At 64.0% G+C, this 19,479-nt stretch carries 19 protein-coding genes; all 19 read left to right on the forward strand.

The window, feature by feature from the left end; translation table 11 throughout:
• Nucleotides 1-100 precede the first annotated feature (100 nt).
• The 19 genes from TZ53_RS01825 to TZ53_RS01915 all read left to right on the forward strand — a co-directional run bounded on the left by TZ53_RS01825 (nucleotide 101) and on the right by TZ53_RS01915 (nucleotide 19,452).
• Nucleotides 101-1,489: an aspartate aminotransferase family protein gene (locus TZ53_RS01825; RefSeq protein ID WP_044660237.1), complete on the forward strand. Its 1,389-nt coding sequence runs from the start codon at nucleotides 101-103 to the stop codon at nucleotides 1,487-1,489.
• A 20-nt stretch (nucleotides 1,490-1,509) separates the two neighbouring features.
• A complete protein-coding gene (locus TZ53_RS01830) occupies nucleotides 1,510-2,004 on the forward strand; it encodes an Lrp/AsnC family transcriptional regulator (RefSeq protein WP_025548322.1) in 495 nt (164 codons plus the stop codon).
• 15 nt (nucleotides 2,005-2,019) lie between these two features.
• Nucleotides 2,020-3,174 (forward strand): M20 aminoacylase family protein, encoded by a 1,155-nt coding sequence (locus TZ53_RS01835; RefSeq protein ID WP_044660238.1) that lies wholly within the window; start codon nucleotides 2,020-2,022, stop codon nucleotides 3,172-3,174.
• Between the two features lie 169 nt (nucleotides 3,175-3,343).
• Nucleotides 3,344-4,549 carry a DUF1624 domain-containing protein gene (locus TZ53_RS01840; protein WP_172668291.1) on the forward strand — a complete coding sequence of 402 codons (1,206 nt, stop codon included), beginning with the start codon at nucleotides 3,344-3,346 and terminating at the stop codon, nucleotides 4,547-4,549.
• Nucleotides 4,550-4,735: 186 nt separating this feature from the next.
• Nucleotides 4,736-6,295: an ABC transporter substrate-binding protein gene (locus TZ53_RS01845; protein WP_238320095.1), complete on the forward strand. Its 1,560-nt coding sequence runs from the start codon at nucleotides 4,736-4,738 to the stop codon at nucleotides 6,293-6,295.
• Nucleotides 6,280-7,272 (forward strand): ABC transporter permease, encoded by a 993-nt coding sequence (locus TZ53_RS01850; RefSeq protein WP_044660241.1) that lies wholly within the window; start codon nucleotides 6,280-6,282, stop codon nucleotides 7,270-7,272. The genes TZ53_RS01845 and TZ53_RS01850 overlap by 16 nt, the downstream gene beginning before the upstream one ends.
• Nucleotides 7,269-8,096 carry an ABC transporter permease gene (locus TZ53_RS01855; protein ID WP_025548329.1) on the forward strand — a complete coding sequence of 276 codons (828 nt, stop codon included), beginning with the start codon at nucleotides 7,269-7,271 and terminating at the stop codon, nucleotides 8,094-8,096. The genes TZ53_RS01850 and TZ53_RS01855 overlap by 4 nt, the downstream gene beginning before the upstream one ends.
• Nucleotides 8,096-9,889 (forward strand): ABC transporter ATP-binding protein, encoded by a 1,794-nt coding sequence (locus TZ53_RS01860; protein WP_172668292.1) that lies wholly within the window; start codon nucleotides 8,096-8,098, stop codon nucleotides 9,887-9,889. The genes TZ53_RS01855 and TZ53_RS01860 overlap by 1 nt, the downstream gene beginning before the upstream one ends.
• Nucleotides 9,890-10,029: 140 nt before the next feature.
• Nucleotides 10,030-10,770 (forward strand): DUF4198 domain-containing protein, encoded by a 741-nt coding sequence (locus TZ53_RS01865; RefSeq protein WP_238320096.1) that lies wholly within the window; start codon nucleotides 10,030-10,032, stop codon nucleotides 10,768-10,770.
• A 27-nt stretch (nucleotides 10,771-10,797) separates the two neighbouring features.
• A complete protein-coding gene (locus tag TZ53_RS01870; RefSeq protein WP_044660243.1) occupies nucleotides 10,798-11,166 on the forward strand; it encodes a hypothetical protein in 369 nt (122 codons plus the stop codon).
• Nucleotides 11,163-11,867, forward strand: a complete 705-nt coding sequence (locus TZ53_RS01875) for a HupE/UreJ family protein (protein ID WP_025548334.1) — start codon at nucleotides 11,163-11,165, stop codon at nucleotides 11,865-11,867. Before TZ53_RS01870 ends, TZ53_RS01875 begins: the two co-directional genes overlap by 4 nt.
• On the forward strand, nucleotides 11,864-12,472 hold the full coding sequence (locus TZ53_RS01880; RefSeq protein WP_044660244.1) for a hypothetical protein: 609 nt from the start codon (nucleotides 11,864-11,866) through the stop codon (nucleotides 12,470-12,472). The genes TZ53_RS01875 and TZ53_RS01880 overlap by 4 nt, the downstream gene beginning before the upstream one ends.
• A 25-nt stretch (nucleotides 12,473-12,497) precedes the next feature.
• A complete protein-coding gene (locus tag TZ53_RS01885; protein WP_238320097.1) occupies nucleotides 12,498-13,490 on the forward strand; it encodes an ornithine cyclodeaminase family protein in 993 nt (330 codons plus the stop codon).
• Nucleotides 13,491-13,723: 233 nt separating this feature from the next.
• On the forward strand, nucleotides 13,724-14,392 hold the full coding sequence (locus TZ53_RS01890) for a haloacid dehalogenase type II (protein WP_044660245.1): 669 nt from the start codon (nucleotides 13,724-13,726) through the stop codon (nucleotides 14,390-14,392).
• Between the two features lie 5 nt (nucleotides 14,393-14,397).
• Nucleotides 14,398-15,099: a cupin domain-containing protein gene (locus tag TZ53_RS01895; RefSeq protein WP_044662785.1), complete on the forward strand. Its 702-nt coding sequence runs from the start codon at nucleotides 14,398-14,400 to the stop codon at nucleotides 15,097-15,099.
• A gap of 191 nt (nucleotides 15,100-15,290) precedes the next feature.
• Entirely contained in the window at nucleotides 15,291-16,151 is an 861-nt protein-coding gene (locus TZ53_RS01900; protein ID WP_044662786.1) for a GNAT family N-acetyltransferase, read from the forward strand.
• Between the two features lie 13 nt (nucleotides 16,152-16,164).
• A complete protein-coding gene (locus TZ53_RS01905; RefSeq protein WP_044660246.1) occupies nucleotides 16,165-17,340 on the forward strand; it encodes an alanine racemase in 1,176 nt (391 codons plus the stop codon).
• Between the two features lie 37 nt (nucleotides 17,341-17,377).
• Entirely contained in the window at nucleotides 17,378-17,995 is a 618-nt protein-coding gene (locus TZ53_RS01910) for an NAD(P)/FAD-dependent oxidoreductase (protein WP_272947348.1), read from the forward strand.
• Entirely contained in the window at nucleotides 17,992-19,452 is a 1,461-nt protein-coding gene (locus TZ53_RS01915) for an aldehyde dehydrogenase family protein (protein ID WP_044660247.1), read from the forward strand. The genes TZ53_RS01910 and TZ53_RS01915 overlap by 4 nt, the downstream gene beginning before the upstream one ends.
• Nucleotides 19,453-19,479: the final 27 nt, after the last annotated feature.

Here is a 19,479-nt window from a genome sequence, read left to right on the forward strand (position 1 = left end):
GCCTAAAGGGCGAGTACGGGTCGCTGCCCGGCGCACATCGGCCTTTCGCTCCGCCGCATGCGGCTAGGCTTGGACCATGATCACAACAGCGAGCCCACTCATGACGCTCCATTCCAACCGGTCGTTGCTCGACATCGACCGCGACCATCTGATCCATCCCGTCACATCCTTCCGTGCGCATGAAGCGCGAGGCGCGACCATGCTGCAAAGCGGCAAGGGCATGTGGCTGACCGACATGGAGGGGCGCGAACTTCTGGACGCCTTCGCAGGCCTGTGGTGCGTCAATGTGGGCTATGGCCACGACAGCATCGTCGAGGTCGCGGCAGAGCAGATGCGTCGCCTGCCCTACGCCACCGGCTATTTCCATTTCGGCAACGAACCGGCTGCGCGGCTGGCGCAGCGACTTGTCGACCTCAGCCCCGAGGGGCTGGATCATGTCTATTTCACCTTGGGCGGATCGGATGCGGTCGATGCCGCGATCCGCTATATCACCCATTATTACAACGCGATCGGCAAGCCGGCGAAAAAGCAGTGCATCGCATTGGACAGAGGCTATCACGGTTCGACCAGCACGGGGGCGGGGCTGACCGCACTTGCGAATTTCCACCGCAATTTCGACCTGCCGCTGCGCTGGCAGCATCATATCCCCTCCCCCTATCCCTATCGCAGTGACCTGGAAGGCGATGATGATGGCATCATCGCGCGCTCGGTCCAGCAACTGAAGGACAAGGTGGCCGAACTGGGCGCGGACAATGTCGCGGCCTTCTTCTGCGAACCGATCCAGGGGTCTGGCGGCGTGATCGTGCCGCCGGTCGGCTGGCTAAAGGCGATCCGCGCCACATGTGACGAACTCGGCATCTTGATGGTGGCGGACGAGGTCATCACGGCGTTCGGACGCACCGGCCCGATGTTCGCCTGCGAGGCGGAGGGCGTCGCGCCCGATCTGATCACGGTCGCGAAGGGGCTGACCTCCGGCTATGTGCCGATGGGCGCGGTACTGATGTCGGACAAGGTCTATCAGGGCATCGCAGACGGCGCGGCGGTTGACGCGGTGATCGGCCATGGGGCGACCTATTCGGGCCATCCGGTGAGTGCGGCCGTCGGGCTGGAGGTGCTGCGCCTCTACACCGAAGGCGGTATATTGGCGAACGGCCAGAGGGTCGGCGCGCGGTTTGAAGCGGGGCTGAGGGCTATCGCCGATCATCCGATGGTGGGCGATACGCGTGGCCGGGGCCTGCTCGGCGCGATCGAGCTGGTGGCGGACAAGGGCAACAAGGAGCGGTTCGATCCTGCCCTGAAACTGCCCGATCGCCTTTTCGCCAAAGGCTATGAGAATGGCGTCATTTTCCGTGCCTTCGGCGACAATATCATCGGCCTTGCCCCGGCGCTGTGCGCGTCGGACGAGGAGATGGACATGATCTTCGCGCGCATCCGCAAAACGCTGGACGACCTGCTGGAAGAGGCGGATATTCGCGCGGTTGTCGGGTAAGACATAAGGGGGCTAGGAACATGTTGGGCGGACCCAGACTGGACAGGATTGATCTCAAGATCCTCTCGCAGCTTCAGCAGTCGGGCCGCGTCACCAATGTCGAGCTGGCCGACGCGGTCGGCCTGTCCCCCAGCCCCTGCCTGACCCGCGTCAAGCGGCTGGAGAAGGCCGGATATATCACGGGTTATGGCGCGCATATCAATCTCCACAAACTCGGTGAATTTCTGACCGTGTTTACCGAAGTCACACTGACGGAGCATCGTTCAGGCGACTTTTCCAGGTTCGAGGCAAGAATTCGCAAGCTCGACGAGATCGTCGAATGTCACCTTGTGAGCGGCGGCTACGACTATCTTCTGAAATTCGTGACGCGCGGCGTCGCCCATTATCAGTCCATCATCGAGAATATGCTTGAAAGCGACTATGGAATTGAGAAATATTTCAGCTACGTCGTCATCAAGTCTCCTTTCATCAAGCATCATTATCCCATTCAGCATCTGTTTGGCGAACAGCGATAGGGCGGAGCGCTATCCATGACCGACATTGCCGACCTCATCGAACCACTCGTCGCCTTTCGCCGGGACATCCACGCCCATCCGGAACTGGCTTTCAGCGAGCATCGCACGGCGGGTCGGATCGCCGAGCAGCTGCGCCTTCTCGGACTGGAGGTGCACGAGGGAATTGGGCGCACGGGCGTCGTCGGCGTGCTGCGCAATGGCAGTTCGGCGCGTTGCATCGGGCTGCGGGCGGATATGGACGCGCTGCCGATCGACGAACAGACAAACCTTCCTTATGCCAGTCGTACGCCCGGGCATTTCCACGGTTGCGGACATGACGGGCATGTCGCCATGCTGCTGGGCGCGGCGCAGCATCTGGCCCGCAGCCGCACCTTCGACGGCACGGTCCATTTCTTCTTCCAGCCGGCCGAGGAAGGCCATGGCGGCGCGCGCGAAATGGTGCGGGAAGGGTTGTTCGACCGCTTTCCCTGCGATCGCGTCTTTGCCGTGCACAACTGGCCGGATCTTCCTGCCGGAACCATCGCTACCCGGCCCGGTCCGATCATGGGCGCTGCCGACAAGTTCGAAATCAGGCTGGAAGGGCGTGGCGGCCACGCCGCCATTCCGCAGGACACGCCGGACGCGATCCTTGCCGCGGCGGCATTGGTGCAGCAATTGAACGGCATCGTGTCGCGCCGGGTCGCGCCGACGGCCTCCGCCGTCCTTTCGATCACGCAGATTCATGGTGGACATACGCATAATGTCATACCCGAGGCGGTGATCATATCCGGCACCGTTCGCACCTTCGACCCCCAGATACAGGATCGCATCGAAGCGTCGATACGCCAGATGGCGGCAGGCGTGGGGCTGGCCGGGGAAGTCACCGCGACGGTGACATATGACCGCTATTATCCGGCGACGATCAACGACGCCGAGGCCGCGCAGGAGGCGCTCGAAGCGGCTGCGACCGTGGGCGAAGCACGGCTGGCCCCCGATCCCGCCTTCACGTCGGAGGATTTCGCTTTCATGCTGCAGGCCTGCAAGGGCGCTTATATCTGGCTGGGACAGGCGAAGCCGGAAGGATCCGCCCCGCTGCATAATCCGCATTATGACTTCAACGACGATGTACTGGAACTGGGCGTGAGGCTCCATGTCGCGCTGGTCGAGAGACACCTTGCGGCGGGAAAATGACGACTCTGGTCGGCAGGGAGCATGCCGAAGCACAAAGACGCTATAATCTTTCATCTGAAGCGACTGGTCCGGCAGGAAGCGCCGATGCCCGGCGAAACTCGATACACGTCGCTTCGTAAGATGATCATGATCGGCATGGATCGATGCTGATCGGTGATGGGGACGGGACATGGCTAGCAACGCTTCGATGACACATGGCGCGGTCGGAATGAGCGCGTCCAAGACACCGGCCGCCGCAGCGGCGGGAAGGCTCCAGAATATCGATGCCCTGCGAGGTTTCGTGATGGTGCTGATGCTGCTCGACCATCTGCGCGAGACATGGTTTGTCTATGTCAACGTTACCGACCCGTTCGACGCGCGCATGGGCTTGCCCGCAATGGGTATCGCGCGGTTCATCGTCAGCTTCTGCGCACCCATATTTGTCGCCCTGACGGGGCTTGGCGTCTATCTGTTCAGCATTCATCACACAGCGCGGGAAACAACCGGCTTCCTTGTGAAGCGCGGCCTGTTGCTCATCGCGATCGAGCTTTTGTTCCTGTCGCCGCTCTACTGGGGAATCGTGCCGCAGCCCACATTCTGGCTCCAGGTCATCTGGTGTATCGGCATCTGCATGATCGCTCTGGCCGGATTGATGCGACTGCCGCGCCCGGTGCTGATCGGCCTTGGCATCGCCCTTGTCTGCTTCCACAATCTGCTCGATCCGATCCGGTTGGCACAGGGCGATAGTTTTTTCCCGCTCTGGGCATTGCTGCATCAGCGTGACACAATCCTGCTGCCATTGGGTTTCGTGGCGAAGACGACCTACCCGCTCCTGCCGTGGCTGGGCGTCATATCGCTGGGCTTCGGCATCGGGCCCTGGTTCCGGCCGGAGGTGGACCCGGCCACGCGCCAGCGTCGCCTGCTCTTGCTGGGCTTTGGCATGATCCTGGCGTTCATCCTTCTGCGCCTGCTCAACATCTATGGTGACAAACCCTGGCATGCGATCGACGGGGACCCGGTGCGCACGCTGGTGAGCTTCATCTCGATGACCAAATATCCGCCGTCGCTGCTGTTCCTGCTGCCCACGCTGGGCGGCGGCGCGTTGTTGCTGGCGCTGTTCGAGCGGATCAAGAACTCGTCGCTCATCGCCGCGCTGGCCGTGTTCGGTGGCGCGCCCATGTTCTTCTATCTGCTGCACCTGTCGGTGCTGCGTATCCTCTACCACAGTGCGCTCGCGATCTGGGGTCCCAACCACGGCGCGAATTTCGGGTTCGACAATTATAATTGGGTGTTCGTCTGGTACGCCGCGATGATCCTGCCGCTCTACATTCCGACGGCCTGGTTCGCGCGACTGAAGCGTCGCCGCCGGGATATCGCCTGGCTCAAATATTTCTGACCGGCAGCCGGCCGACCCACCATCCGACAAGGACGAGTCGGCCGCCCGACCTGCCGCACAAACTGCCGGACGAGCGGCACAAGATGCCGGGCAATGCCGGACCGCCGCGACAAATCGGCAGAGACCGATGGCAAATGGCGATAGGCTTGGGACGGCAGCGCCCCATTCATGCCCTAGTGCATTCACATGAAGGAACAGGGACAATCCATGGCCAATGTCATTTCCACCGATCTGTCCCGGCGGATGCTGCTGGGGGGACTGGCTGCGGGGATGACGGTCGGCGGCGCGAGCGGAGTGACCGGTAGACCCAAGGCCGGCGGACGCATCCGCATCGCCAGCACCAATGCCTCCACCGCCGACACGCTCGACCCGGCCAAGGGCAGCACTGCTACCGACTATATTCGGCACTACATGCTCTACAGCGGCCTCACACAGTTTGACGGGCAGCTGCGCGGTCAACCGGGACTGGCCGACCGGATCGTGAGCCAGGACAATATCGTGTGGAATATCCGCCTGCGTCGCGGCGTGCATTTCCACAACGGCAAGCCGCTGACGGCCGCGGACGTCATCTTTTCGCTGCTGCGCCACCGCGACCCGGCTGCGGGGTCCAAGGTGAAGACGGTCGCCGACCAGTTCGCCGGCGCGAGGCAGACCGGGCCGCTCGAGTTGCAATTGCGGCTGACCGGTCCCAATCCCGATCTGCCCGCGATCCTGGCCGTGTCGCATTTCCTGATCGTGGAAAATGGCCGCCGCGATTTCAGCAAGGCGAACGGCACCGGGCCCTACACCCTGCATGAGTTCGCGCCGGGCATTCGCACCATCGTGCGCAAGAACCGCAATTACTGGAAGCCGGGCCGACCCTATCTCGACGAGATCGAACTGATCGCGATCCCCGACGAAATCTCGCGCGTCAACGCGTTGCTGTCGGGCGATGTGCAGATGGTCAATGCCATCGGTCCGGGTTCGGTCAAGCGCGTGCGCGCCACGTCCACCCATTCCATCATGGAAATCCCCTCGGGCCTGTTCACGAACCTGATCATGCGCCGCGACAATCCGGTAACCGCCAACCCGGATTTCGTATTGGCGATGAAATATCTGCAGGATCGCGAACTGATCAAGCGCGCGCTGTTCCGCGGCTTTGCCACGATCGCGAACGACCAGCCGATCTCGCCCGCCGATCCCAATTTCAATCCCCACATCCCACAGCGCCCGTTCGACCCGGATCGGGCGAAGTTCCTCCTCAAACGATCCGGTCTATTGGGTGTGCGACTGCCGGTCTATGCCGCGCCGGTCGCCAATGCGTCCATCGACATGGGAACAGTGCTGCAGGAACACGCCGCGCAAATCGGCCTGAAGCTAGCCATCAATCGCGTGCCCAGCGACGGCTATTGGGCGACCCACTGGATGAGGCACCCGATGACGTTCGGCAACACCAACCAGCGGCCGACGACCGACATGATGTTCAGCCTGTTCTTCCAGTCCAAGGCACCGACGAACGAAACCGGGTGGAACAACGCGCGCTTCGACCGGCTGTTGCTCGAAGCGCGGAGCACGACCGACGCCGCGCTGCGCAAGGAGATTTACGGCGATATGCAGTGGATCATCCATGAGCATGGCGGGCTGGCCATTCCTACCTTCATCAGCCTTCTCGACGGGTATGACAGGCGTCTCAAGGGCATGTTCCCAATCCCTCTAGGCGCCTTCATGGGCTATAACTTCGCCGAACATGCATGGTGGGACGCATGAGCGGCGCGCCTGCCCTGTCCCGCTGGCGGGGGCCGCTGAGGCTCATCGTCAAGCGCATCGGGCTCGCCTTCCTCACTCTGTTCCTGGTATCCCTGGTCATCTTCACGATCAGCGGGCTGCTGCCCGGCGACGCCGCGCAGGAAGTGCTGGGGCAGAGCGCCACGCCCGAACAGGTGGCGGCGCTGCGCCATGAAATGGGCCTGGATCAGCCCGGCCCGGTCCGTTACGCGCGCTGGCTCCAGGGCATTCTCGTCGGCGATCCGGGCCAGTCCCTCGTCGCCAACAAGCCGGTCGCCGACATCATCGCGGAACGCTTGCCCAACACGCTGACGCTCGCAGCGCTCGCCGCCCTCGTCTCGGTTCCGCTGGCCTTCCTGATCGGGATCGCGTCGGCGGTCGCTCGAGGACGCAAGCTCGACCGCGCGCTCAACATCCTCACCTTGTCCATGGTCGCGCTGCCCGAATTCCTGGTGGCGACGATCGCGGTGCTGGTTTTCGCCGTCAAACTGCTCTGGCTGCCGTCGATCGCTCTCATTCCGAAGGACCCGACACTGGCCGAATTCGTCCGCGCCTATGCCATGCCGGTCATGGTTCTGACGGTTGGCGTGGTTGCGCAGTTGGCACGGATGGTTCGCGCCGCCATCATCGCCGAACTGGATCGCCCTTATGTCGAAATGGCTCAGCTCAAGGGCGTCGGGCGCAGCCGGCTGATCTTTCGCCATGTCCTGCCCAATGCGGTCGGTCCCATCGTCAATGCCATGGCGCTCAGCCTGTCCTATCTTTTCGGAGGTGCGATCATCGTGGAAACGATCTTCAGCTATCCCGGGCTCGCCAGCCTGATGGTGAACGCGGTCACTTCGCGCGACATGCCCCTGCTTCAGGCCTGCGCGATGATCTTCTGCGCCGCCTATCTTCTGCTCGTGCTGATCGCGGACACCGTCGCGATCCTGGCCAATCCGAGGTTGCGGCAGGGATGAAGCGAAGATCGCTCCTTCGCCGCGCCGGCGCCTTGCCCCTTTCGGGCAAGATCGGGCTTGCGCTTGTCGGCTTCTGGATCCTCGCGGCGATCCTCGGCCCCCTTGTCGCTCCCTACCCGCCGGGTGCGTTCGTCAGCGAAGAGGTCTTCGCCGGTTCGACCAGCCAATTCTGGTTCGGCAGCGATTTCCTGGGCCGCGACGTGCTAAGCCGTCTGCTGGTGGGGGCGCGCCTTACCATGGGGCTGTCCGCGATCGCGGTCGCCATCGCGGTCGCGCTCGGGACCGGGCTGGCCTTGACAGCGGCGGTCGGTCCGCGCTGGCTCGACGAGCTCCTGTCACGCGCAATGGATACCTTGATATCGATTCCCAGCAAGATATTCGCGCTGGTGCTGGTCGCGGCCTTCGGATCGTCGGTGCTGCTGTTGACGCTGATCGTCGCGATTACCTATGTTCCAGGTAACTTCCGGATCGCGCGTTCGCTCGCGGTTGGGCTGGCCCGGCTCGATTATGTGGAGGTCGCGCGCGCGCGCGGCGAAGGGCGGATTCACATCGCGCTGGTCGAAATGTTGCCGAACATGATCCGGCCGCTATGCGCCGATATCGGATTGCGGTTCGTCTTCATCGTGCTGCTGCTGTCTGGCTTGAGCTTCCTGGGCCTCGGCCTGCAACCGCCCGAGGCCGACCTGGGGGCGCTCGTGCGCGAAAATGTTTCTGGTCTGGCCGAGGGCGCGCTTGCCATCATGGCGCCGGCGGTGGCGATCGCCAGCCTGACGGTGGGCGTCAACCTGCTGATCGATGCAGCCACGCAGGGGAATGTGAAGTGATGGCGGACGCCCATGTCGAGGTGCGCGATCTCTGCGTCACCGTGCGCGGCCCCGATGGCGCGCCGCTGCGGATCGTCGATGACATCTCCTTCGATGTCGCCCGGGGGCAAATGCTGGCGCTGATCGGCGAGTCGGGTTCAGGCAAGACCACGATCGCCCTGTCGCTGATGGGCCATGGTCGAGGCGGCGCAGCCATCAGCGGCGACATTCGGGTGGGCGACGCGACCCTTGATGGCGTGGGCGCCCGGTCGCTTGCCGCGCAGCGAGGCCATCGCATCACCTATGTCGCCCAGAGCGCCGCGGCGGCGTTCAACCCGTCGCGGCGGGTGATCGATCAGGTGATCGAACCCGCGCTGATCCACCGCACCGCCTCGCCAGCGACGGCGCGGCAGCGAGCGGTCGAACTTTTCCGCGCGCTCGCACTGCCCAATCCCGAGACGATCGGCAGCCGCTATCCGCACGAACTGTCGGGCGGGCAGCTTCAGCGGCTGATGGCGGCGATGGCGCTGATCACCAAGCCGGACCTGGTGATCTTCGACGAACCCACGACCGCGCTGGACGTGACGACGCAGGTGGAGGTGCTTCAGGCCTTCCGCCGAGTCGTGCGCGAACAGGGAGCGACCGGGGTATATGTGTCGCACGACCTGGCGGTGGTCGCACAGATGGCGGACCATATTCTGGTGCTCAATCGCGGCCGGGTGCGCGAGCAGAATGACGTCCGCACCATATTGGAAGCACCCACCGACGATTATACCAAGACGCTGATGGCGGCGGCGCATCCGGTCGTCGCGGTGGCCGCTCCGGCTGCCCGCGCGCCAGAGCCGCTGTTGGCGATCCACGGCATCTTCGCCGGCTACGGTCCGGTGGACAAGGCAGGCCGCCCCGCCAATCCGGTCTTGAGCGACGTCAGCCTGACGATCGGCCGGGGCGCGGCGGTCGGCGTGATCGGCGAGTCCGGATCGGGCAAGTCGACCGTCGCGCGCGTCGTCGCCGGTCTGCTCGCGCCGACCGCCGGTCAGGTGACGCTCGATGGAGAGGCGCTTGCGCAGACGGTGTCGGGGCGGACACGCGAACAGCTGCGCCGCGTGCAGATCGTGTTCCAGAATGCCGATGTCGCGCTCAACCCGGCGCATAATGTGGGCGACATATTGGGGCGGGTGCTGCGCTTCTATCATGGGGTCAGTGGCGCGGAAGCGGGCCGGCGTGTCGCGCAATTGCTCGACCTGATCCGCTTGCCGGCAGGCGTTGCCGATCGACGGTGCGGCGAATTGTCGGGCGGGCAGAAGCAGCGCGTCAATCTGGCGCGCGCGCTGGCAGCCGAACCCGACGTCATTCTGTGCGACGAAGTGACATCGGCGCTCGACACGGTGGTTCGAGGCGCGATCCTCGACCTACTGGCGGACCTGCGGCGCGACCTTGGCCTCGCCTATCTGTTCATCAGCCATGACATCGCCACGGTCAAAGCCCTGTGCGACGATATCGTGGTCCTGTACAAGGGTACGCGGGTGGAAAGCGGCCGATGCGAAAGCTATTCCACAGCGCCCTTCCATCCCTATACCGATCTGCTGATCTCCTCGGTTCCGGAAATGCGGACCGACTGGCTGGCTGACGAAAGCTTCCGGAACAGCGCCCCTTTTGCCGGGATGAACGAGCAGCCCGTGCTTTGCCGGTTCCTGCCGCGCTGCCCGGTCGCGATAAGCGGACGTTGCGACACGTTCGCGCCGCCCTTGCAGTCGATGGCCGCCGGCAACATCATCCTGTGCCATCGGACGGAAGAGGAATTGGCGCGGTAGCAGAAGGCGCGGCGGCCGCTGCATCGCGTGCTTCTGAAGCCGGTGGATACGGCGTAACATACCGAAGCATGTGTTAAATTGGTGAATCCTGCTGATCCCCCGCCATAGGCTCGACCCCACAACCGTGGAGGAGAAAAAGCGTGGCGAAACTGAAATCCCTCATCTGGTCGACTGCGGCGGCGGCCGCCCTTGTCACACCGACCATCGTCCAGGCGCACGGCATCTACTTCGCCCAGCGCGCCAAGCAGATCGCCGTCATCTATGGCGTCGGCGCCGACGATCTGGAATCCGTCAAGCGTCAGCCTAATATGGAAAGCGTGCAGGCATGGGACACCGACCTCAATCCGGTCGGCGCGCAACTGCGCACCAATGGGCCGCTGGTCGTCGTGGATACCGACGAGCCGCCGGCGATCGTGAGCGCCGTGCTTCAGAATGGCACCTGGTCCTGGGTGCCCGGCGGCGAGATCGTCAAAAAGACCAGGGAAGAAGTTCCGAACTCGACCAAGACCGAGACGACGATCAAATATGCTGTGTCGATCCAGGGTCCGTTGACCAAGCCGGTGCCGCTGATACCGGCACAGGCGCTGCAGATCGTTCCCGTCGGCAAAATTCCCGAAAAGCTGGGCGAGCCGCTGACCTATCGCGTGACCTGGATGGGCAAGCCCGTGGCAGGGGCTGGAGTGATCAACGACTTCGTCAACGACCCCGATGCGGTGGAAGTCAAGACCAGGGCTGACGGCACGGTGACGTTCCCGGTGCGCAACCAGGGATTGAACGTCATCCGCGCGGTCCTGGTCACGCCGAGCGACAATCCGGCCAAGACGGATCGCTACGAGCACACCGCGACACTGGCTTTCACGCTACCTCACAAACCCGAATAAGCCTGGCCGAAAATGGGAGAATCCTCAATGAAGTTCCTATCCTTCGCGATCGCCTCCGCGCTCGCCGTCACGCCCGCATTCGCTCATGGCGATGACAAGCCGCGCCACGGCGGCCAGGTCGCAGAGGTCGGTGAGACCATCTTCGAACTGGTCCGCACGCCGGCCGGCGCATCCCTCTATATCATGGAGGATGGTGACGAAGTGCCGGCCGCGTTGATGACCGGCAAGCTGATCGTCACGGCGGGCGGCAAAAAGACCGACGTTCCGCTGGTGGCGGCGAAGGGCAATCAGTTCGTTGCAAAGGGTGCCCAGATCCCGAGCGGCGCCCGCGTGGGCGTGCTCGTGATCAACAAGCAGACCCAGGCCCGCCAGTCGGCGACCTTCGCCATCAAATGAACGGCCGACGCGCCGCCCTATTGGGGCTAGCCGGTCTCGCGCTTGCGACAGGTCTCACCGACCTCGCCGCGGCGCATGGCGTGGCGGAGGGTGACAAGGCCTTCATCCAGAACAATCCCGGCATGAACATCGTGCCCTATATGTATCTCGGCGCCAAACATATGGTGACGGGATATGATCATCTGCTGTTCCTGTTCGGCGTCATCTTCTTCCTGTACCGGCTGAAGGATGTCGGCACCTATGTGACCCTGTTCGCGCTGGGACACAGCACGACGCTGCTGGCGGGCGTCTTTTTCAACATTCACGCCAATCCGTTCCTGATCGATGCCATCATCGGGCTGTCGGTCGTGTACAAGGCGCTCGACAACCTCGGCGCCTTTCCGACGTTGCTGGGTTTTCAGCCCAATCAGAAGGTGGCCGTGCTGGTCTTCGGCTTCTTTCACGGGTTCGGCCTTGCCACCAAGCTTCAGGACTTGATCGCCTCGCGCGAGGGGTTGATCCCCAATCTCGTCAGCTTCAATGTGGGCGTGGAGATGGGCCAGTTCATGGCGCTCAGCGTCATCCTGATCCTGATGGGCCTGTGGCGGCGATCGCCCAGTTTCACGCGCAATGTCGTCATCGCCAACAGCGCGCTGATGTGTGCCGGAATCGTCCTGACCGGTTATCAGTTCGCCGGCTTCATGATGGAGAAGAGCCTATGACTGCCACGGCCTCTGTCGCGGCGCCCTATCGGGCGCAGCCCGCCACCCTCTGGCGCGCGGCCCTCACCGCCGGCGTGGCCGGCGCGGCGATCCTGCTGCTGTTCGTGCTGCCCGCCGAATATGGTGTTGATGTGACGGGCGTCGGCCGGGCGATCGGCCTTACCGCGATGGCGGGGGACCAGGATGCCGCGGAACCCGCAGAAGCAGCCGTGCCGCCGCCAGCTCCTGCGGCCTATACGGTGCCGCCCCAGACGCAGGCGAGCATCGCCAAGGCCACTGCCTTCCGGAGCGACACCAAAACGATCACGCTCGCCCCGCACAGCGGGATGGAGATCAAAGCCCGGATGAAGGTCGGCGACACGTTCAACTTCCGCTGGACCGCGACCGGCCCGGTGCGCGCGGACATGCATGGCGAACCGATCGGCGGCAAGGAAGACGAATTCACCGACTATTGGAAGCAGAAGGACATCAAGGGCGCGCAAGGCAGCTTCACCGCCCCCTTTGCCGGCACCCATGGCTGGTATTGGAAGAATCGCGAGGATGTTCCCGTGACGATCACGGTCAAGACCGACGGCTTTTACGAAACGCTGTTCGAACGGACATGATCGGTGGAAGGACATGCCGCGCGTCATGCGGCACGTCCTTCCGGATAGCGTCGGTGACGTTCAGCGACTGAACACCATCTTCACGGAAATAGGGGTAATCGTCATTCACTTCATGTCCGAACAGGAATCGGCCGCGCTTGTCTCGCACGAGATGGCCTATGCCGCGGCACGCGAAGCGTTGATCGCAGCGGTCGACGATGCCGTGCTTTTCCCCGCCGTCATCGCGCACGGGTCGAAGCAGACCAACCGCTTTTCGATCAAGTCGGCCGCCACCGGGTCCTTCGCGGGGCTGAAGGTCGGGTCCTTCTGGGCCGACAACGACGCCCTCGGTCTGCCGCGACATAATTCGCTGATCTTGCTGTTCGACCAACAGGTCGGACGCATCGACTGGGTGATCGAGGCGGGGCTGGTCAATGCCTATCGCACCGCGGCGGCCGACGCCGTGGCGGCCGACATGCTCGCGCGTCCCGACGCGAGCACCCTTGCGATCTTCGGCGCCGGCAACCAGGCCTTTTACGAGGTCATGGCCCTTCGCCGCGTCCGTCCGATCACCGAGGTACTGGTCGTCGCGCGCGACGCCGACAAAGGCGCTGCGTTCGTCGCGCGGTTGCAGGAACAGGGCTTGGCGGCTGCCCGCGCGGGCGCGGAGGAGGCGTGCCGCCGCGCCGACATGGTGGTCACGGCGACGCCGGCGCGCGCGCCCTTGTTCGACGCGAGCTGGATAGGTCCGGGCACGCATGTCGCCAGCATGGGATCGGACGCTGCTGGCAAGCAGGAGCTTCCCCCTGCCCTGTTCGAGCAAGCGTCGCTCTATTGCGACCTTCCGGCGCAGTCGGTCATCATGGGCGACTTTCAACATTTCGCCGGCGATCGCAGCGCCATCGTCGCCATTGGCGACGCTTTGCAGGGTCGCGATCCGGGGCGCACGTCAGCCGACCAGATCACCATATTCGACAGTTCGGGCATCGCCCTGCAGGATCTCTGCATCGCACGTCATCTGATCGCGATGAAGCCGTGATTCGCGCCCGGCGGGCGCGGTATATCCTGCCGTGATGTGACAGATATAGGTCAGGTTGTGCCACGGCCGTAGCCAAGAAGAACAGGATCGCGTCGCAGTCGAGCGCTAATCTCCGCGCGACGGTGCCGCCGATCCGTGGGGGAAGCGACCGATGGCTGTTAGGAGGCCGCTCGGCACGATCTACCGCGTCGCCCGGTTCGGGACGGTTCAGCGTTTTTGTAGAAGGGGTTTCCATGACGACTCTCAGGCCCAAGTTCATCACCTTTGACTGCTATGGCACCCTCATCAATTTTGAAATGGCGCCGGTTGCGCGACAGGTTTATGCGGACCGCCTTTCCGGACGGGCCCTGGAGGATTTCTGCGACTATTTCTCGGCCTATCGGCTGGACGGCGTGCTGGGCGCGTGGCGGCCCTATCGCGAGGTCGTCGCCGAAGCGTTGCAGCGCGCGTGCAAGCGGTCGGGCACCGAATATCGCGATGCCGATGGCGAAGCGCTTTATGCCGCCATTCCGACCTGGAATCCGCACCCCGATGTGGTGGAGCCGCTCAAGCGCGTGGGCGAGAAGATCCCGCTGGTCATCCTGTCGAATTCGATGGTCGATCTGATCCCCTACAGCGTGGAAAAGCTTGAAGCGCCGTTCCATACCGTCTGCACCGCCGAGGAGGCCCAGGCCTACAAGCCGCGCATGCAGGCATTCGAATATATGTTCGACACGCTGGGCTGCGGTCCTGAAGATGTGCTGCACTGCTCGTCCAGCTTCCGCTACGACCTCATGACCGCCTATGACCTGGGCATCAAGGACAAGGCCTTCGTCAATCGCCGCCATGAGCCGATGAATGCCTATTATGAGGTCAACGAGATCCCCGATCTGGGTGGGCTGCCAGGGCTGGTGGGTCTGTGAGCGCCATGATCGAGCAAGCGGTTGATGCGGTCGTCGACATGCGCGCCTATGCCGCGGGCACGGCGCCCGCGACGGACTGGTTCGCCGGCCGCAAGGCGCCGGCCTTCGCCGACAACGCGGCGCAGGTGTCGGCCGTCTCCTTGAGGGGTGAAGGCCGGGTCGAAGGACTGGCGGCGGACGAGTTCGTGCTGGTGCTGGAAGGCCAGCTCGAGATCGAGAGCGATGCGCGGACGCTGACGGTTCTGCCCGACAATGGCGTGGTGCTGCCAGTTGGATCGAACTTCGGCTGGCGGGCTTCAGACGATCTGCTCGCGATCGTCTATACCGCCCCTGCACAGGGTCCGGGCAGCGAGACGACGCCGGTCGCGATCGATCTGGACGCCGACATGACGCCATCTGGTCCGCCGGCGGCCGAAAATCTGCTCGGCCCCGTTCCGTCCTGCCGCAACCACACCGATTATCTGTCGGCGAACAGCGAATTCGTCTGCGGCATCTGGGACTCGACGCCTTATCATCGGCGACAGATTCCCTATCGCCAGGTCGAACTGATGCTGCTGCTGGAGGGAGAGGTCAGCTTCAGCAATGACAAAGGCAGCGTGACGTTCCGCAAGGGCGACGTGTGCATGTTTGTTCGGGGCGATGGTTGCGCGTGGCTGAGCGAGCAATATGTGAAGAAGATCTACGCCACCCAGCGTCCGGTCTCCTGATGAAGAAAGCGATGGCGGCGCTATTTGTCGTCATCGCTGCATGCAAGATGGCGGTTTTGGCGCCTTTGGAAGGTGCCGCCAGAGGATGATGGCGTGATGACCCGGTTTTCCTCTGACGAGACTGATATTTGGGGGCGTTGGTTGCGCGCGCGCAGCCGCGCCCGCGCGATAATTTCCGTGGGGCTGGCGACATGACCGACATATTTCCCGAGACGACGGTGACGAGCGATGCAATGCCGCTGACGCGCGATCATCTGCCCCAGGCGCTCGCCCTGTCGCGGGCGGTTCAATGGCCTTACCGTGCGGAGGACTGGGCATTCGCGTTCGATCTCGGCCGGGGGTTCGGTGTCGAGATGAACGGGCGCCTCGTCGGCACCGCGCTCTGGTGGCCCTATGGCGACGACTTCGCCACCGCGGGTATGATCATCGTGGCGGACGAAGCGCAGCGGCGCGGGATCGGCGCGCGACTGATGGACGCCCTGCTCGCTGACGCGGCGGGACGTCGCATCATCCTCAATTCCACCGACGAGGGACAGGCGCTCTATCGCAAGCGGGGTTTCACGCCCTTCGACAATGTGATCCAGCATCAGGCGGTGCTGGCTGAAACGCCGGAGCTCGATCCAGCGTTGCCACTGCGTCCCGCCACTGCCGACGACCGCGCGACATTGATGGAGCTGGACCGCGCGGGTGCGGGAATGGATCGCACGAACCTGCTCGACGCACTGTTTGCCATGGCCGAGGTGCTGGTGATCGAGCGGGACGGCGCGGCGGCGGGGTATGGCTGTGTACGCCGTTGGGGCCGGGGCGTAGTGATCGGGCCGGTCATGGCCCCCAGCGACGAGGATGCGAAGGCGCTGATCGCCGCGCTCGCCGCCCGCCATGTGGGCGATTTCGTCCGCATCGACGTGTATCGCAGCGGCGGGCTCGGCCCGTGGATCGAAAGCCTGGGCCTGCCGCAGGTGGGCGAAGTCTTGTGCATGGCGCTTGGCGCCCCCCCGGAGGCGCGGGATGGCGTGCGGTTATACGCGCTCTCCAACCAGTCGCTCGGCTGAAGAGGTGAAAGAGATGATCGATACGGTTATGCAATCGGAACAGGCGCTCGCGGACCAGCGTGTCGACACGATCGAAACGCCGGCGCTCGTGCTCGATCTCGCCAAGGTCGATCGCAACATCGCCCGGCTGCGCGGCCGGCTCGATGTGCTTGGCGTCACCTTCCGCCCCCATGTCAAGACAGCCAAGTCGATCGACGTGGCGCGGCGGCTCTTTCCCTCGGGCGAAGGGCCGATCACCGTCTCGACGCTGGCGGAGGCCGAATATTTCGCCGCCGGCGGCTTTACCGACATCTGCTATGCGGTGGGCCTCAGCCCGGACAAGATCGGGCGTACACGCGATCTGGTGGCGCGCGGCATTGACCTGTCGGTCCTGATCGACTCGGTCGATCAGGCCGAGGCACTGGGCGAGGCCGCGCGGGATGGCGCACCCATGCCCAAGGTGCTGATCGAAATCGATTGCGACGGCCATCGGGGCGGGCTTCCGCCGGACGATCCGGCCTTGCTGCTGGTGGCAGACAGTCTGCGAAATGGCGGCGTGACACTGGCCGGCGTTCTGACCCATGCGGGCGAGTCCTATGGCGCGCGCGGCGGCGTGGGCCTTCCCGAAGCGGCCGAGGCAGAACGGGCCGCCGCCGTCGCCGCGGCTGAAGCGCTGCGCGCCGCGGGACATGCCTCGCCGGTGGTCAGCGTGGGATCGACCCCGACCGCCCATTTCGCGCGCAATCTTGACGGCGTGACCGAAGTCCGCGCCGGCGTCTTCATGTTCTTCGACCTTGTGATGCACGGCATCGGTGTCTGCGCGCTCGACGACATCGCCCTTTCGGTTGTCGCGACCGTAATCGGTCACCGCCCCGAAAAGGGCTGGATCCTGATCGATGCCGGCTGGATGGCGCTCTCGCGCGACCGGGGCACGCAGAAGCATCCGGTGGATCAGGGCTATGGGCTGGTTTGCGATATTGACGGTATGCCCTTTGGCGATCTGATCGTCGAGGATGCGAGCCAGGAACATGGCATATTGAAGCTCCGCGAGGGCAGCACCGCCGCCTTGCCCGACCTGCCCCTCGGATCGCGCGTGCGAATTCTACCCAATCATGCCTGCGCGACCGGCGCGCAGCACGAGACCTATAATGTGATCGAGCATGGCGGCCATGCCATATCCGCCACATGGTCGCGGATGCGCGGCTGGTGATGCAAATGAAGGCCATGCCGCGCGGCGAGACAGCCGCATGAAGATGATATCCTATTGGCTCGACACGACCAAGCCCTTCGCCTCCGGTGCACCCGGCGGCCCGCATGGGACCACGGATGTCGCGGTCGTAGGCGCCGGGTTCACTGGCCTGTCCGCCGCGCTGGCACTGGCGAAGAAAGGCGCGAAGGTCGTCGTGCTGGAGGCTGATCGGGTCGCCGGGGCGGCGTCGGGCCGCAACGGGGGCATGTGCAACAACGGTTTCGCGCAGGATTATGCCGGCATGGTCGGCAAGCTCGGCCGCGAGCGCGCCAATATGCTCTACCGTGCCTTCGACGCGGGAGTGGACAAGGTCGAGTCCATCATTGCCGCGGAAGGCATCGACTGCCATTTCGTCCGCGTCGGCAAGCTGAAGCTCGCCGCCAAGCCTGAACATTATGACAGGATCGTCCGTTCGCAGGAGCTGCTGGCCCGCGAGGTCGATCCGGAAACGAGGCTCGTTCCGCGATCGGACATGCGCGGCGAGATCGGCTCCGATCATTATTTTGGCGGGATGCTCTACGAAAAGGGCGCGAACATGCACATGGGTGAGTTCGGCAAGCCCTGGTTCCTGCCGTTCGTCGGAGCCTATTACCGCTATCAGGACCTTGTGAAATGACCGTTGATACCATGGACAAACTGAGCCAGGCGATCGCCCGCAGCGGAGAAGCCTTTATCGACGGCGCGTGGGTTACGGTGAACGCCGGCGAGATGCTGCCGGTCGTCAACCCCTCCACCGGCGACGTGGTGGCCAAGGTCGCTGCCGGCACGGCGGCGGACCTCGACCGTGCGGTTGCCGCCGCCCGCGCAGCTTTCCCGTCCTTCGCCCTTTCCGCCGTCGCGGATCGCCTGGCGCTGCTGGAGCGCATCCACGCGCTCATGCTCGACCGTGCGGAAATATTGGCACAGGCGCTGGTGTTGGAAATGGGTGCGACGATCAGTCATGCGCGCGCCGCCCATATCCCTCTGGCGGCCGCTCATGTGCAGGCCGCGATCGACGTGTTGCGCGACTATGATTTCCTGACGATGCGCGGCACCACCGCTATCGTGCGGGAGCCGATAGGGGTGTGTGGGCTGATCACGCCCTGGAACTGGCCGCTCTATCAGATCGCGGCGAAGGTCGCGCCGGCGCTGGCCGCCGGATGCACGGTGGTGCTGAAACCCAGCGAGTTGTCGCCCTTGAGCGCACTCATGTTCGCGCAGATCGTGCATGACGCCGGTGCGCCGGCCGGTGTCTTCAACCTCGTCAACGGCACCGGGGCCGAAGTCGGTGCGGCCATGGCGGCGCATCCCGGCATCGACATGATCTCCATTACCGGTTCCAACCGCGCCGGGGTGCTGGTGGCGCAGGCGGCCGCGCCCACGGTCAAGCGGGTGACGCAGGAACTGGGCGGCAAATCACCCAATCTGATGCTGCCCGACACCGATTTCGAAAAGGCGGTCCCGCCCGGCGTCATGTCCGCCTTCCGCAATGTCGGTCAGTCATGCAGCGCCCCCACACGCATGATCGTGCCGCGCGACCGGCTGGCCGAGGTGGAGGCGATCGCCCGCGCGACGGTCGCGTCGATCATCGTCGGCCAGCCCAGCGAGGCGGAAACGATCATGGGGCCGATCGCCAATCACGCGCAATATCGGCGCGTGCAGGCGATGATCGCGGTCGGCATGGAAGAAGGCGCGCGGCTCGTCTGCGGTGGACCGGGGCAGCCCGAAGGGCTGGAGCAGGGATTTTTCGTGCGCCCGACCATTTTCTCCGACGTCGACAGCGCCATGCGCATCGCGCAGGAGGAGATTTTCGGGCCCGTGCTCGTGATCATCCCCTATGACGATGTCGATCAGGCGGTCGCGATCGCCAACGACACGATCTTCGGGCTTGGCGGTCATGTGCAGGGTGCCGACCTTGATCAGGCCCGCGCCGTCGCCCGCCGCATCCGCACGGGACAGGTGCATCTGAACTATCCCGCCTGGGACCCTCATGCACCCTTTGGCGGCTATAAGCGATCCGGCAATGGCCGCGAATATGGCGCCTTTGGCTTTGAAGAATATCTCGAGATCAAGTCCATTCTAGGCTTCGCCTGATCCGTCCGAACATTGGAGGCCCCGTTC

The organism is Sphingobium sp. YBL2 (assembly GCF_000943805.1).
In the GTDB taxonomy this organism is placed as follows: Bacteria; Pseudomonadota; Alphaproteobacteria; order Sphingomonadales; family Sphingomonadaceae; genus Sphingobium; species Sphingobium fuliginis.